This is a genomic window from Pseudoalteromonas sp. NZS11_1, from assembly GCF_015864275.1.
Lineage (GTDB): Bacteria > Pseudomonadota > Gammaproteobacteria > Enterobacterales > Alteromonadaceae > Pseudoalteromonas > Pseudoalteromonas arctica.
In genome coordinates, this window is sequence record NZ_JADYXK010000013.1 from 34,007 (window position 1) to 49,937 (window position 15,931).

Genomic DNA, 15,931 nt, shown 5'->3' on the forward strand with positions numbered 1-15,931 from the left:
CGAAAACTAAGCTTGTGAGCGTTGTTTTTTATCTAGATATTTACGCACCGCTTTTGCCGCAACAAAAAAACCAAAGCTTCCTGTGATCATAGTCACAGAACCAAAACCATTATTACAGTCCATATTCATCGTGCCATCAGCACTTTGCTTAGCATGACATACACTGCCATCGCTTCCTGGGTAAACCAGTTGCTCTGTTGAGTAAACACAATCAATATTAAACTTACGTTTAGGATTATTACTAAAATTATATTGCTTGCGCAAAATATAGCGCACTTTTGCAAGTAATGGGTCTTGCGTAGTTTTGGCTACATCACCAAAAGTTATTTGGCTAGGATCTGTTTGCCCGCCAGCACCACCAGTTGTAATTATAGGTAGTTTATTACGTTTACAGTGAGCAATTAATGCTGCTTTTTCTTTAACTGCATCAATACAATCAATCACATAATCAAAACCTTGAATATGCTCTTGAATATTATCAAGCGTAATAAAATCATCTATCACATTAACTTGGCACTCTGGATTAATAAGCTCGCAGCGCGCTTTCATTGCATCTACTTTAGCTTGACCAATAGTGCCCGTTAACGCATGAATTTGTCTATTGACGTTAGTCGCGCAAATATCATCCAAATCAATCAATGTTATTTTACCAACACCAGTACGTGCAAGTGCTTCTGCTGTCCAGCTCCCTACACCACCAATCCCTACTACACAAAAATGTGCTTCTTGAAGCCAATCAAACTGTTGATGACCATATAAACGTTTAATACCACCAAAACGTATATCTGTAACTTTTTCGCTCATTTACCAATCCAGTTGCCATGGCGATTGCCATGCTTGAAAATCTTGATGTTTAATTAACGCCAAATACTCATCACCATTATCGGGTAATAAAGTTAGCTGTATTTGTTCACCTTGCCATAAAAAGCTCAATGCATATGCATGTAAATAGGTACGATTTGATGGCGTGCCTGAATACATTGCATCGCCTAAAATAGCAGAGCCAATACTTTTTAGTGCCACTCTTAATTGATGCGTCTTTCCTGAATAAGGCTTTAAAATATACCCTCTAAATCCCGGCTTATAGCTTAGCGAATAAAATCGGGTGATTGCAGGGTTAAGCTTACTCGTTAGTAACTTAAACGAGCCACGGCGAGACTTAGCCATATCGCCTTTGATCCACCCCTGCTTCTTTTTTGGTTTAGCGTCACTAATCGCTAAATAAAATTTAGCAATCGCATGCTCAGTAAACATAACAGTAAAGCTGGCCGCAGCGGCTTTGTTTCGCGCTAAAATAATCAGCCCTGATGTCACTTTATCTAAACGATGAACGGCATAAAGCTTTTGCGTTAATTGTTGTTCGGCTAACACAACAAAGCCGGGGCCATCTTCTGAATGAAAATTAAGACCCGCTGGCTTTTCTAAAATATAAAAATCGTTATGTGTAAAAATGATTTTTAATATTTTACTTACTTGTTCACTCACGCGTTTGTACTTTTAATATGCGCTATCACTTTCGCTAAGTCATCTGCCGTATCAACTCCAGCATGGGGTGCTATTTGAGCTTGTTCTATTTTGATTTTATAACCATGATACAACACACGTAACTGCTCAAGCGATTCAAGTAGCTCAAGTGGCGATACGCTCAATTCTATATATTGTTTAATAAAACCCGCTCTGTACGCATAAATACCTACGTGACGCTGAAATGGCGCTAAATCAAGTTCACTGTTCTCATTCATCATTGCATTTCTATTGAAAGGAATACTAGCGCGTGAGAAGTAAAGTGCATTTTTATTTATATCACTAACAACTTTAACCGCGTTTGGATTAAATACTTCATCACGCTCTTCAATAGCAACACTTAACGTTGCCATTGGTGCTGTTGAATCACTTAATAGTGCAGCAACTTGAGATACGTTTTCTGGCGCAAGTAAGGGCTCATCGCCTTGTACATTAACCACAATTGTATTGCTGTCGAGATCAAGTAAATCAACTACTTCGGCTAAACGCTCAGTACCCGATTGGTGATCTTCGCGAGTCATTACAACATCACTAGTAAATAAACTTACTGCATCAAACACTTTTTGATGATCGGTTGCTATAACCACTTTACTTGCACCTGATAAACATGCTTTTTCGTAAACATGTTGAACCATTGGCTTACCGCAAATATCAGCAAGCGGCTTACCAGGTAGTCGGGTTGATGCAAAACGTGCAGGAATTACAACTACGAATTCCACTTTTCAACCTCTTCTAAAGATAACTCACGTGCTTCGTTTTCAAGCAATACTGGAATATCATCTTGAACGGGGTAAGCAAGCTTAGCTGCAGTACTAATTAGTTCGTTGTTTTCTCTATCAAAGCGTAATTTACCCTTACAAACTGGGCAGGCAATTATCTCGAGTAATTTAGTATCAAAGGCCATTGAGTATTCCTTTTTCTTTTAATAATGAATTTAATGTGTTTATTACGCTATCGGAAGGCTCTGCATCTACAGGTAAATAATACCAATTAGGTTTTGCAAAGGACTTACATTTAACCGCGTCTTTTTCGGTCATTATAATGCAATCATCACCAAACTGAATAAAATCATCTGCTGTATAAGCATAATGATCCCTAAAGTGATGAGTCGACAATAGCTTAATATTTTGTGCTTCTAATGAGTTTTCAAACCGTTTAGGGTTCCCAATTGCACTTATTGCATGTGCGTGAGTTACCGTATGTTTTGCATCATCACCTGAATTAACTAAGCGAAGGTTACTTACTTGCAGCACGTAGCTATTATTAGCCTCACCGCCATTTTCAATTACTATATCAACACTTTGTAAGCGTTTAGTTGTTTCGCGTAGTGGCCCTGCGGGCATAACAAAACCATTACCAAAGCGGCGTTCACTATCAACAATACAACACTCAATGCTACGAGGCATTTTATAATGCTGCATCCCATCATCAGAAATAATGACATCTAGCGTATAATTTTTTTCTAATAAATCGATATTATGCTTTCTATTAGGGCCAACTGCTATTGGGCACTTTAAACGATGGTATAAAAGCACAGGCTCATCTCCAGCCTGTTGGGCGTCAACAACTGAAGTGACTAACAGCGGGTAATTATCTGATTGCCCACCATAACCTCTACTAATAATACCCACTGATAAACCTTGCTCGGTCAAATACTCATACAACCACAAAACAAAAGGTGTTTTACCATTGCCGCCTACACTTATATTGCCGACTACAATAACAGGCGTTTTGCACTCAAAAGGTTTAAGTATTTTAGCGCTGTACAAGAGTTTTAGAAATGCCGATACAACCCAAAACAAAGCACTTAATGGTAATAACAATAAAGTAATTAGACCAAATGGTTTATACCAGCTCTGCTCTATTTTGCTCACGCCTGATCACCAAACTGCATTTTGCAAAGTGCTGAATAAGTACCGTCATTTGCTAATAAGCTACTATGATCGCCACTTTCTATCACACGACCGTTATCAATAACATAAATTCGGTCACTGTTTTCAATAGTAGATAAGCGATGTGCTATAACAATAGAGGTTTTATCTTTCATTAACGTTTCTAACGCTTGCTGAATAAGCTTTTCAGATTCGGTATCAAGTGCTGACGTTGCCTCATCTAAAATCAAAATAGGTGCATCTTTTAATATTGCACGCGCTATCGCTATTCGCTGGCGTTGACCACCTGAGAGCATTACCCCATTTTCGCCTACCATGGTGTTTAATTGCTCTGGCAGGTCTTTAACAAATTCCCACACGTGCGCTTGTTTGGCAACTTGTTCTAACTCTTCAACAGAGACATCGTGCTTTATGCCATAACAAATATTATTGGCAATCGTATCGTTAAATAACATAACCTGCTGAGAGACTAAAGCAAATTGGCGACGCAGATCAGTTAATTTATAGTCCTGCAGTGCTATGCCATCAAGTAAAATTTCACTCGGTAGTTCTAAATCATAATAGCGGGGTAACAAGTTAGAAATTGTTGACTTACCAGAGCCTGAGCGCCCTACTAAGGCAATACTTTCACCCGCCTCAATCGTTAGCGACAAATCGTTTAATACGGCTTCATCTTTAGTTGGGTACTTAAAGGTTACGTTCTTAACTTCAATTAAACCTTTAACTTTATCAACCGAAACAGTGCCTGTATCTTTTTCCATTTCTTCGTCTAAAACTAAAAATATACTTTGCGCTGCAGAGATACCACGTTGCATATCACTATTCACATTGGCAAGTTGTTTTAGCGGACGTAATAACATCATCATTGAGGCAATTAATGCCATGAAGTCACCAGATGTAATCGTATCAATCATTGATGGCAACGACACCGCCCACAAAATAACTGCCATGGCACTTGCCGCTAAAATTTGGATTATAGATACACTAAGCGCTTTAGTTGCATCCATTTTGATACGTTGCTGACGATTATGATTATTAATTTTCGAGAAGTGATTAATCTCTTGATCTTGACCACCAAAACCATGAATAACTTTATGTCCGCTCAGCATTTGTTCTGAGCTACGGGTAACTTGCCCCATGGCAGATTGAATGTTTTTAGAAATGTGGCGAAAACGTTTAGAGACGACGGCGACAATAATAGCAACAAGTGGGATGATCACTAAAAATATCAGTGATAGTTGCCAACTGGTATAGAACATTACCGCAAGTAAAAATACAACAAATGCACCTTCTCGAACCACGATTAGCAAGGCTTTAGTAATCGCTTGTTGAACTTGTTCTGTATCAAATGTGATTTTTGAAATTAAATCTCCCGTTGAGTTTTTGTCATGAAAAGAAACGGGTAAGTGCAATATGTGCTCAAATAACTCTTGGCGTAAAGAACGTACAACTTGGGAGCCTACATAACTTAAGCAGTAGGAAGACATAAAGTTAAAAACACCACGCCCTAGAACTAACGCGATAACGACAAAAGGAGCGTACTTTAAAACTTCTGTATTACGCTGGTTCAAACCTTGATCAATAAACGGCTTCATTAATTGAATAAATAAAGCATCCATTGCTGAATAGCCTATCATCCCAATAATTGCGACAAATGCGACGCTTTTGTAGGTGCCAACATATGAGACAAGACGTTTATAAATTTGTGTAGTACTTTGATCCATAACACTCTCTAAATACAGTAACAATCTGTATTGTATCCTCCGATGAGATAAAACTAAACGTCAATCTTTGATAAACCAGTAACTTTCCTGCCCTCTTGCTGTTTCTATAGCCAAATTCTTTGCATAAAATTTAATACTAATTTGCCCTTCAACGCCTGTCGTAAATTGCTGAGCGTTTATTTGGTTATAACGTTCGACGACAAGAGGCTTAGGGAATTCCCATTGCCCTTTATAGGCACTTGAATGAATGACTACTTGGGGAGCAACGTTATTTATAAAATTAACACTTGAGGATGTATCGCTGCCATGATGCGGGCTTAACATTACTGTACTTTTCAACGATTTATTATCCGCTAATAGCGATGCTTCACGCGCCTTTGATATATCACCGGTAAGTAACACGCTATGAGTATTATCTGATACCCTAACAACGCATGAATCATCATTTTCATTTCCAAACCCTTTTGTACTAAAGCTTTGTACTTTTAATCCAGCAAAATCAATGTTTATGACTTCACATACATTATGTGTATTTTTAGGATGAAATTGTTGTAATGTTTCACCAAAGCCAGCATCTATGAAATGTTGTAATCCTCCAGCGTGATCATTATCTTCATGACTTAGAATCGCCGTTTTCACTGTTAAATTATTTGCTTTAATATAAGGCAATAAAATACTTCGCGTACGGCTAAAGCGATTGAAATAACTGGGGCCAAAATCATAAATAAGCACTTGATTATCTTTTTCAATTAATGCCATAAGTCCATGCCCTACATCAAATACATGTAGTTGCCACTTAGACTTTTCTGTTAACCAATAATTTAATAAAAGCGTTATTGCTGGAATAAAAGCGAGCCATTTATAAGGAAGGAAATAAACCATCAACATAATAATATAAGTAAAAACGACAAATATTGAGTCAATTCTGCCAGTCGTTATCCACCTTAACGATTCTGGTATTTCATTAAGCAATTTAAATAGCGCATATAAGCCAGTATCAAACAGGTTTATTAAAATACTTACATCTAAGAAAATACTCAGTAATGTAAAAACAATTAAAAAAGGTAAGATAATGATTGAAAGCAGCGGTATAGCAATTAAATTTATTATCAAACCTGCAATACTTACCCCATTAAAAAAATAGAGTGAAAGTGGCAATAAACCAATAAATAACGCTATTTGAATAACAAACAGTGAAATAACTTTGTTTTTTATGCGAGTGTTTAATATTGGTAATTTATTAATAACTGTAAAAATGATAGCAACCGCTAAAAATGAAAAGTAGAGACCTGGATTGAGTAAATTAAATGGGTTAACAATAAGAACAATAACCAAGGCAAATAAAATGCTCCGCCAACGCAGCGACTGCTTAGCAAGAAAATACAATAATAAATAACAACCCAGCATGATAAGCGCTCGCGTTGCCGATACTAAAAAGTCACTTAAGTACACATAAACCAAGGCTACTAAAAATCCGCATGAACTATAATAAAGAGTCAGGTTGAATGATTGCCCGATCGAAGAATTAATTTTTGCAAAAATGAATCGAGTAAATAGATAACCGAAGCTAAAAATCAAACCAATATGTAACCCCGATATAGCAAGTAAATGACTTAGCCCAAGAGATTGCATTAATTGTTTATCAGCGTAGCTCATCAAAGATTTTTCACCGCTAAGCAATGCATAATAGAGCCACTGTAGTTTTGTATCCGTATAAGTGTTTTTAAGGAAGTGTTGATAATCTAAAATTATGCTTTGTTTGTCGCTATTTATAATATTAAGATTTTTATTAAGCACTTTACCTTTAAATAATATTCTACTTATAAAAGCATAACGTTCATTATCAAATACATTAAAATTTTTATTACTACGAAAATGTTTTAAATGAATTAAAGCAGAAAATTCATCACCTACTATTAAAGGCTGTGCAGAATTAACACTGAGCATTGCTTTGGGTGCTCTAAAATCCGAAAAATTACTCCCTTCTAATGCCACTATTTTAACTTTAATATATTGAGGTTTTTTGTCAGAAATAACCTCTTCAACAATTAATGTAGAATCAAGTGCATACTTTTCATCCGGTTTTGGTATTTCAAAACTATAAAAAACGTAAAAATGCAGACCAACGAAGCAAATTGCACAAATAAAGCCTAACAATACATTTAAAAACGGCTTAAAATAAGCGCTCACTATAACAATGAAAATTGTGAATACTGTAAATTCGAGAGTTTGATAATAAAATACGGTTGCTATACAGCCAATTACAAACCCAAGACTTATCCACACTGATGTAAATGGTTGCTTTAAATGGCTAAAAAAACGATCCAAAGATTTTTACCTGATCCAAATAAAATTAGACATCATAAATCACTAAGAATATTTGGACGCCTTTTACAAGATGCAAATCTTTGGCATTTAAATAGACGTTCTGCTCGAGGTGCATTTGCAGTCGGGTTATTTTTTGCTTTCATCCCTGTTCCTTTTCAAATGGTTTTAGCAGCAGCCGGCGCTATATTATTTAGAGTTAATTTACCTATCTCAGTAGCATTAGTATGGCTTACAAACCCTCTAACTATGCCCCCTATTTTTTATGGCTCATACTTAGTGGGTACATTAATACTTAATCAGCCTGAGCAACACTTTGTATTTGAAGCTAGTTGGTCTTGGTTTCTAGAGAGCATTGAAACTATTGGTCCTGCATTTTTACTAGGTTCGTTAGTATGTGCTTCTATTGCATCAATTATCGGCTATTTTGGTATTGATATTATTTGGCGCCGTTCTGTTAAAAAGGCATGGTTATCGCGAAATAATTAGTAGCGTTAAAACTAAATAATCACTGTAATCCTAATCTTATAAAATATTATAGACGAAAAAAAAACCAACTTTATTAAGTTGGTTTTTTTTATAATCAATATTAGTAAACTTTAAAAGCGAAATATACGTCTTAAGCCAACTAATGGTAATAGCAATAATGTATACCAAGGAAAGCTAGCAGAGTTACGCTCATACACTTCTGCTTCTACTGGAGCACAGTTTTCTACTTCACCATTTGCAATTGGCGTTAATTTAACTGCAACTGCAATACTTTCGTATTCAATTTCACCATTGATATCAGTTACAACACCGCCTAAAGAATCAAGTTTTTCAACTGTCTTAGTCGCAGTACCAAATATTTCATTATTTTCATTGATAGCTGTAGCTTCAGCCATAGTATAAGCATAATCAGTTTCACCGTCCGTGTCATAACAAGGCAGTAAATCGTTTAGATTAGTGATTTTATCATCACCAATTTTGTAAATAAACGCTTCTTTAAGTCGTGAGCTATCAGAAACACCCACTTCCCCTTCGCCTACAATATATCCTTTATTATTTATATCGTTGCCATAAGAACTTGAGCTTGAAAAATAATCAGTTGGAAAAACTGTATTACCTGTTTCAATGTCATGATAGAAGAATTTATTGCGAAGTGTGCCTTCAATACGCTTAGTCGCATAACCTGTAATTACATCATTATCATTAATAGCAATTGACTTACCAGACTGCCAGTCATCTTCTTGATTGATAAAGTCAGTAACTGCACCATCTTTAAAATAAACTGGCATTGTAAGAATCGCATCATCATTTTTGTAATAACGCGTATTTGATGAACCTACAATTGTACCGTTGTTATTCACTGCTAAAGCAGTACTCGTAAATGCGTCATCTTCCGTTTCACCTTCATCAGGTGTAAGTGCCATACCAAGCTCTTCAACAGAAATAATATTTAACGATTCATCAAGTTCCCATTTAACAGCACGCTTATTAAATAAGCCTCGTGTAATGTTAGAATTTAATAAATTGATACATACTGATGTTGGTTCGTCTTCATTATCACAGTTATCATCAATATTATCTTGTTTGTCATCAGGAATACTTGTAGAGATATTACCTACAACAGTGTAACCACTATTTGTTTTGACTATATCGTTAGCGCGGCTTGTGCCACCGTATTCATTAAACTCAGGCTCTAACTCAACACTTATACTGCCATCAGCGCTTATTACAATCCCACGTTCTATAAACTCATGAGTGAACCACGTTTCTGCATCATCTTCATCATCAGGTGTAAAAGATACTTTATCGTATGGAGCGCTACCCCACCCAACTGTAACGCCATCTTCACTTACAGCATTAAGAAGATTAATAGTTGAACGAGTTAATCCGTCATAATCAACAGAAACTACATCAAAAAGAGGTTGTTCAGTAATCACCGATTCGTTAAATTTAATACCAACCAAAGAACTCATCTTTTGATATTCAAAGTTTGACGGAATCCCCAAATTCGAATTTGCCAAAAAGCTAACCATAAAAGTATGAGCATCAGGATTAGTACTTACGGCGTCATTGTTTTCAATATCATTAAGCGTAAAAGTAATTGCTTTATCACTTAGTTCATATGCTGCTTCAGCGCTATCATATGCACTTTCAATAACATTTTCTGTAAAATCTATATAGCTGATATCAATAGGTAAATTGTATAAACCATTTGCGAAACCAATAATATGCCCGCTTTCGCTTACATCTGTTACATAAGAATATTTAGCGTCTTCAAGAGTCCCTAATTCACTTAACTGGTACGTAGCACTTGTTGCTGAAGTGCTTAATGTCGCTAAAATACTGGCAGCGAGTAATTTATATTTCATTTTAGTCCTTACTACTGATTCTGTAATTCTTCAAGTTCTTCCCAGCGCTCAAGCGCAGCTTCAAGGTCAGACTCAAGTTGTGCCAAATGGTTCAATGCTTTAGTTGTTACATCACTCTCTTGTTTAAAAAAGTCTGAGTCACTAACTACAGCTTGTTGAGCTTCAATTTCAGCTTCTAGTTTTTCCATTTTATTCGGTAGTTGCTCTAATTCAAGTTTTAATTTGTAAGAGAGTTTATTTGTTTTAGCTGCAGGTTTAGCAACTGGAGCGACTACTTTTTCAACTTTTTTTACTGGTTGCTGCTGCGTTTTTTTTTCTTGTTCAGCTAAATAGTTAACGTAAGCCTCATAGTCGCTATAGCCACCTACAATATCTGTAACTTTACCGTTACCTTCAAACGCCCATACACTTGAACATGTATTATCAATAAATTCACGGTCATGGCTTACAATCAGCACTGTACCTTGGTATTGATTAATGATGTCCTCTAGTAACTCTAACGTTTCAATGTCCAAGTCATTTGTTGGCTCATCGAGAACAAGGATATTAGACGGTTTTAAAAACAATTTAGCTAATAGTAATCTGTTTTTTTCACCACCAGAGAGTGCTTTAACAGGGGTTCGAGCACGTGCTGGCGGGAATAAAAAGTCTTGTAAATAACCTAAAACATGACGTGAGCGGCCGCCCATCATCACTTCTTGTTTACCTTCGGCAACGTTATCTTGAACTGTTGCTTCTTCATCAAGCTTTTCACGATATTGGTCAAAGTAAGCAAACTCTAAATTAACACCTTGCTTAGTTATGCCGCTATCTGGTTCTAAATCACCAAACATTAGCTTTAATAGTGTTGTTTTACCAATACCATTTGGGCCTACTAGACCGATTCTGTCACCGCGCATTACCAGTGTAGAAAAATCATCAGCAATAACTTTGTCTTTAAATGCATGACAAAGATTCTTAGCTTCAAATACTAACTTACCAGAGCGATCTGCTGTTTCAATATTGAAATCAGTTTTACCAACTTGGTCAACACGTTGCTTACGCTCTGTACGAAGCTGCTTTAACTCACGAACTCTACCTTCGTTACGCGTTCTACGCGCTTTAACACCTTGGCGGATCCATGTTTCTTCTTCGGCTAAACGCTTATCGAACAATGCATTTTGGCTTTCTTCTACTTTTAAATCATGGGCTTTTTGCTCTAAGTACGTAGCGTAATCACCAGGGTACGAAATAAGCTTACCACGGTCTAAATCTAAAATACGCGTAGCAACAGCGCGAATAAACGCACGGTCATGCGATATAAATACGATTCCGCCCTTAAACTCTTTTAAAAATTGCTCAAGCCACATGACGCTTGCCATGTCTAAATGGTTTGTTGGCTCATCAAGTAATAATAAATCAGGCTCACTAACAAGTGCACGTGCAAGTGCTACTTTACGTAACCAACCACCAGAAAGAGACTCAAGTTTAGCTTCTGGCGTTAATTCTAATTGTGTTAGCACTAATTGAATTCGGCTATCAAAGCGCCAGCCATCAGCCGCTTCTAATTGATTTGATAAACGTTCAAGCTTGTTTAATAACTTATCAGTACACACTGTTTGCAACTCATTACTTACATGATGAAAATCAATTAGTAAGTTTGCAATCTCAGGCATACCTTGCGCAACATAATCAAATACTGTGCCATTTGCGCCTTTTGGTGGATCTTGTTCTAAACGAGAAATTCTAATCCCGCCTAGCTGATTTATTTCACCATCATCTAATACAACTTCGCCATCAAGCACTTTTAATAGAGTTGACTTACCCGCGCCATTTCGACCAACAACACACACTCTTTCGCCACTTTCTATAACGGCATCTGCTTTGTTAAGCAAAGCATGCGTACCAAAAGCAAGTTGTGCTTTTAAAATTCTAATTAAATCCATAGTTCTTATTTGCTCTTATTCTGCTTGTGCTAAAAATTCGCGCACAGTGTGTAAAGTAAAAGGCCAAAATAATTGCTCGCCTTTTTCACTTTTTAATACAGGAATAGTAATTTGATACTCAGCTATAAGCTGCTCATCAGTCATAATATCGATTAGTAATAACTCACTCGTATTACTAAGTACCTCAGTGATAAGTTGCTCAGCTTGCTCGCACAAGTGGCAACCATCAGTGTGGTATAAAACCCATTTAGCCATGTGTGATTAACCAGCTATTATGGATTTTTTTATTACGTTTAAAGTCTGGTGATAACGTTTTATCTGAAATATTAATGGCTTTTAAACCTAAACCAATCAGACCAACTTCATCTATCACAAAGCCACGTTTGTTATTAGAGAAAATTAAGGTACCTGATGGGCTTAAAATCTTTTTAACCCACGTTAATAATTTAATGTGATCGCTCTGTACATCAAACGCGTCTTTCATACGTTTTGAGTTTGAAAACGTTGGAGGATCTAAAAATATCAAATCATATTGCGCTGTTGCGTGCTCTAACCATTTTAAACAATCTGCTTGTTCAAAACGGTATCGTGTATTACTAATACCATTTAAATCAAAGTTATCTTGGCCCCATTTTAAGTAGGTCTTTGATAAATCGACTGTAGTAATGGCTTTGGCACCACCAAGAGCAGCATGTACAGAAGCTGTACCTGTGTATGCAAAAAGGTTTAAGAAACGTTTATCTTTAGCATTTTCTTGAATATAACGGCGCATTAAGCGATGGTCTAAAAACAAGCCTGTGTCTAAGTAGTCAAATAAATTAACTTTGAACTTAGCACCAAACTCTTCAACAACCATAGTACGGTTTTGTTTAGACATAGCGGTGTATTGATCTTCGCCCTTCTGCTTTTTACGTACTTTTACAGCAATGTTTTCAGGTGAAATCTCAAGCTGTTGAGCCGTTAAACTTATTACGTCTTGCAGGCGTTTTTCTGATGTTTTTTCATCAATTTCTTTAGGCGCTGCATATTCAAAAATTACAGCAGAGTCACCATAAATATCTACAGCAACATTGTATTCAGGGATATCTGCTTCATAGACGCGATAAGCATCTATTTTATTTTGTTTAAGCCAGTTTTTTAAGCCTTGCTTATTTTTTTTCAATCTATTTGCGAATGACGTTGAGCCTTCAAAATTGAGTGCTTTTTTGTCATCTGTGGTCAAACTTACTTGCTTATCATCTAATTGATATAAGTTAAGTTCTACATCAAGCGGGCCATTTTTAAATTTATAACGCTTGAGGCGCACAAGTTTTAAAAGTTTAAATAAGCTCTCGTCCATACCCAATAAGGCAAGTTTCCAGTGATTGAAGTGCTTTTTAAAGCCAACGCCTAAATTACGGTGTAAATCAACAAGCTCAGCCATAGAGCCAATACGCTCACCATAAGGTAAGTTTGAAATTACAACACCCGGTAATTTTGCAACAGCTGTAAGTTTAGTTGCATCACTTTGCTTAAACTTAATCACGTCGTCAAGCTCGGCTCGTTTAGCATTATCAATTGCTTTACTTAATACTTGCTCATCGTAATCGTGGCCAATTAACCACAATTTAGGATCAGTAATATTAGCGAGTAACTCTTCTTTAAGCTCTTTAAACTTAGCGGCTCTAAAACTGGGTAAACGCTCAAAAGCAAAACCTTCACGGAATAATCCTGGCGCTTCGTTTCGCGCCATACCGGCAGCTTCTATCAAAATAGTACCCGCACCACAACATGGATCGAATAAAGGCTGTTTTACATTTTCAAGCCAGCCACTTCGCTTAATTAATGCAGCAGCTAAGTGCTCTTTAATTGGCGCTTTACCTTGGCCTTGGCGGTAACCACGTTCTGACAAACGAGGACCTGAATAGTCAATATACATCGATACGCCGTAACGATTTAATCGTGCAACTACGCGCACGTTAGCATCTTGCTTATCAACGTTAGGACGTTGCTCGTATAAATCATTAAAATAGTCAACAATCGCATCTTTGATTACAAGACCCGAAAATTGCGTGTTTTTTAATGAGTCATTGGTACCGTTGAAGTCGACAGCGAATGTTTGCGTAGGTCCAAACCATTCTTGCCAAGGTTGCGAGCGCGCAAAATTATACAGGCTATTTTTGTCATCTACGCCTTCTTTTTCTTCAATAAGCATAAGCACACGCGTTGCAAAACGAGTTGATAAACAAACCTTTTGCGCAAGTAATGAGTCAGCCTCAAAACGAACAGAACCAACAGTTTGCTTAGACACGGTTGCGCCAAGTTCTGTTAGTTCATCAACCAATAAATTTTCGATTCCGATAGAAGTAAGTGCGATAAATTGCAAAGTAATAACCCTTAATAGCTAATTGCGCAGGATTATAACATAGGTTGGGCGACAAACACGCCATAAAGACACGCTTAAGACTTAAATTTGGTTAGGCGGTTTGACTTTGATATTGCTGATTTAGGATGGGGTGGACTCGATTATTCAAAATACGGATTACTTCAAATTGCGCTAAAGATAAGTTTTCGTCTAATTTAAAGGTTTCACTTAAATTCAAACAAATAGATGCATCAGGACAATGCTCTACAATTAAAAAATCACCTGACTGCGCTTTAGATGTTAATTTTACTATTGCCTCTACGCTTGGCTCTGTCCCGGTGTATTCTTCAAAAAACCAACTTTTTGCTAAAACGGGTTTTAAGTGATACTTAACAGCAGTTGCATTTAATGATATTTGACAAATTTGAGCCGCAGACCACAATTCAAATCCATCCAGATAATTATAAACCTGTTCGTAAAATGCAGCATCTTCGAGACTAAAACGTGGATTTTTAAAAACAGAATCGGTGAGCTGTCTTAATTTATAAGGCGTGCATAATTGCATGTCGTCATTTAAATCAAGTAACAAACGATTTTTATCAGGACAAGTAATCCACTGCCATTGCTTTGATGCTTGTAACATTTACTCCTCCTTGGGTATGTTGAATAATTATTGCTCAGAGTATAACCGCTTTTGACCACTTTTAAAATGTTTGCTTAGAACATTTAGCTAACGATCAAAAGCTTAGATAACTGATCCTTATAAGCCGTTAACGATCGACTTTACCAATTGTGGACCTTTGTAGATGAACCCAGTATAAACCTGAACTAAATTTGCGCCTGCATCTAACTTTTCTTTTGCAGATGTAGCATCATCAATACCGCCGACTCCGATGATTGGTAGCTTACCTTGTGTTAAGCGTTTTAGCTCACTTACTACCTCTGTAGAGCGCATTCTAACAGGGTGACCTGATAAACCGCCTGCCTCTTGTGCATATTGCTGCCCCATGACTGCGGCTCGCTCAAGCGTTGTGTTTGTGGCAATTACACCATCAATTTTATTATTTAAAAGTGACTCACTTACTTGCTCTATTTGTATTTGATCGAGATCCGGTGCAATTTTTACAAGCATAGGAACTTGCTTATTATGCTTTGCAATTAAATCTAACTGTTCATTTTTAAGACTTTGCAATAAATCATCAAGTGCAGCACCATATTGTAAATCACGAAGCCCTGGGGTATTTGGTGATGAAATATTTACCGTAATGTATGAGGCATGCTCAAATACTTTACGCATACAATGAATATAGTCATCTTTACCTTGCTCGTTAGGTGTATCTTTATTTTTACCAATATTGATACCGAGTATGCCACTGTACTTTGCTGCTTTTACATTTTCGACTAAATTATCAACACCTTTATTATTAAAACCCATACGGTTAATAATTGCGTTTGACTCTGGAAGTCTAAAAATACGTGGCTTATCATTACCAACTTGAGGACGCGGTGTAACCGTTCCAACTTCAATAAAACCAAATCCCATTTGGCTAAATGCATCTATACATTCTGCATTTTTATCCAGGCCAGCGGCAAGCCCTACTGGGTTTTTAAATTCAAGACCTAAAAAGTTTACGGGTTTATCTGAAACACTTTGTGACCAAGCTATATTTAGAGGCGTATTAGCAAAACGACGAAGATTATTAAGTGCAAACTCATGCGCCCACTCCGCATCACGGGTAAACATAAAACGGCGAGCTAAATCATAAAACATCAATATAATCCTCTTTTTAAATTTCAGACAAAAAAATACCTCAGACAAGGCTGAGGTATTGTATAACAA

The 15,931-nt window shown here is 36.8% G+C and carries 14 protein-coding genes; 1 reads left to right on the plus strand and 13 read right to left on the minus strand.

The features are described from left to right. Positions 1 to 6: 6 nt before the first annotated feature. Genes tcdA through I6F44_RS10940 form a run of 7 tightly spaced genes read right to left on the minus strand, consistent with a single transcriptional unit; the run spans position 7 to position 7,468 of the window. Positions 7 to 804 (minus strand): tRNA cyclic N6-threonylcarbamoyladenosine(37) synthase TcdA, encoded by a 798-nt coding sequence (gene tcdA / locus I6F44_RS10910; RefSeq protein WP_010552670.1) that lies wholly within the window; start codon positions 802 to 804, stop codon positions 7 to 9. Then, positions 805 to 1,485 carry a TIGR01621 family pseudouridine synthase gene (locus I6F44_RS10915; protein WP_121954939.1) on the minus strand — a complete coding sequence of 227 codons (681 nt, stop codon included), beginning with the start codon at positions 1,483 to 1,485 and terminating at the stop codon, positions 805 to 807. Beyond that, positions 1,482 to 2,243, minus strand: a complete 762-nt coding sequence (gene kdsB, locus I6F44_RS10920) for a 3-deoxy-manno-octulosonate cytidylyltransferase (RefSeq protein ID WP_121954938.1) — start codon at positions 2,241 to 2,243, stop codon at positions 1,482 to 1,484. Before kdsB ends, I6F44_RS10915 begins: the two co-directional genes overlap by 4 nt. Beyond that, entirely contained in the window at positions 2,231 to 2,428 is a 198-nt protein-coding gene (locus I6F44_RS10925) for a Trm112 family protein (protein WP_002961789.1), read from the minus strand. The genes kdsB and I6F44_RS10925 overlap by 13 nt, the downstream gene beginning before the upstream one ends. After that, positions 2,418 to 3,398 carry a tetraacyldisaccharide 4'-kinase gene (lpxK, locus tag I6F44_RS10930; protein WP_197173767.1) on the minus strand — a complete coding sequence of 327 codons (981 nt, stop codon included), beginning with the start codon at positions 3,396 to 3,398 and terminating at the stop codon, positions 2,418 to 2,420. The genes I6F44_RS10925 and lpxK overlap by 11 nt, the downstream gene beginning before the upstream one ends. Then, on the minus strand, positions 3,395 to 5,140 hold the full coding sequence (gene msbA / locus I6F44_RS10935; RefSeq protein ID WP_121954937.1) for a lipid A export permease/ATP-binding protein MsbA: 1,746 nt from the start codon (positions 5,138 to 5,140) through the stop codon (positions 3,395 to 3,397). Before msbA ends, lpxK begins: the two co-directional genes overlap by 4 nt. 60 nt (positions 5,141 to 5,200) lie before the next feature. After that, positions 5,201 to 7,468: a DNA internalization-related competence protein ComEC/Rec2 gene (locus tag I6F44_RS10940; RefSeq protein ID WP_197173768.1), complete on the minus strand. Its 2,268-nt coding sequence runs from the start codon at positions 7,466 to 7,468 to the stop codon at positions 5,201 to 5,203. On the opposite strand from I6F44_RS10940, the gene I6F44_RS10945 reads away from it, so the two are divergent. Next, positions 7,448 to 7,954: a DUF2062 domain-containing protein gene (locus tag I6F44_RS10945; RefSeq protein WP_007586895.1), complete on the plus strand. Its 507-nt coding sequence runs from the start codon at positions 7,448 to 7,450 to the stop codon at positions 7,952 to 7,954. The genes I6F44_RS10940 and I6F44_RS10945 overlap by 21 nt on opposite strands. Before the next feature lie 110 nt (positions 7,955 to 8,064). Here I6F44_RS10945 and I6F44_RS10950 read toward each other — a convergent pair whose 3' ends face one another. The 6 genes from I6F44_RS10950 to pyrD all read right to left on the minus strand — a co-directional run bounded on the left by I6F44_RS10950 (position 8,065) and on the right by pyrD (position 15,862). Continuing rightward, a complete protein-coding gene (locus I6F44_RS10950; protein ID WP_121954899.1) occupies positions 8,065 to 9,822 on the minus strand; it encodes a DUF3466 family protein in 1,758 nt (585 codons plus the stop codon). Positions 9,823 to 9,833: 11 nt separating this feature from the next. Then, the gene (uup, locus tag I6F44_RS10955) at positions 9,834 to 11,747 is read right to left on the minus strand and encodes an ATP-binding cassette ATPase Uup (RefSeq protein ID WP_024607750.1); all 1,914 of its coding nucleotides are present in this window, start codon (positions 11,745 to 11,747) and stop codon (positions 9,834 to 9,836) included. Positions 11,748 to 11,762: 15 nt separating this feature from the next. Next, complete coding sequence (locus tag I6F44_RS10960; protein ID WP_007586898.1) at positions 11,763 to 12,002, minus strand: glutaredoxin family protein; 240 nt, start codon at positions 12,000 to 12,002, stop codon at positions 11,763 to 11,765. Beyond that, positions 11,995 to 14,112: a bifunctional 23S rRNA (guanine(2069)-N(7))-methyltransferase RlmK/23S rRNA (guanine(2445)-N(2))-methyltransferase RlmL gene (rlmKL, locus tag I6F44_RS10965; protein WP_007586899.1), complete on the minus strand. Its 2,118-nt coding sequence runs from the start codon at positions 14,110 to 14,112 to the stop codon at positions 11,995 to 11,997. The genes I6F44_RS10960 and rlmKL overlap by 8 nt, the downstream gene beginning before the upstream one ends. Before the next feature lie 91 nt (positions 14,113 to 14,203). Next, positions 14,204 to 14,734, minus strand: coding sequence for a cell division protein ZapC (locus tag I6F44_RS10970; protein WP_007586900.1), 531 nt, complete (start codon positions 14,732 to 14,734; stop codon positions 14,204 to 14,206). A 117-nt stretch (positions 14,735 to 14,851) separates the two neighbouring features. Further along, entirely contained in the window at positions 14,852 to 15,862 is a 1,011-nt protein-coding gene (gene pyrD / locus I6F44_RS10975) for a quinone-dependent dihydroorotate dehydrogenase (protein ID WP_010552659.1), read from the minus strand. Positions 15,863 to 15,931: the final 69 nt, after the last annotated feature.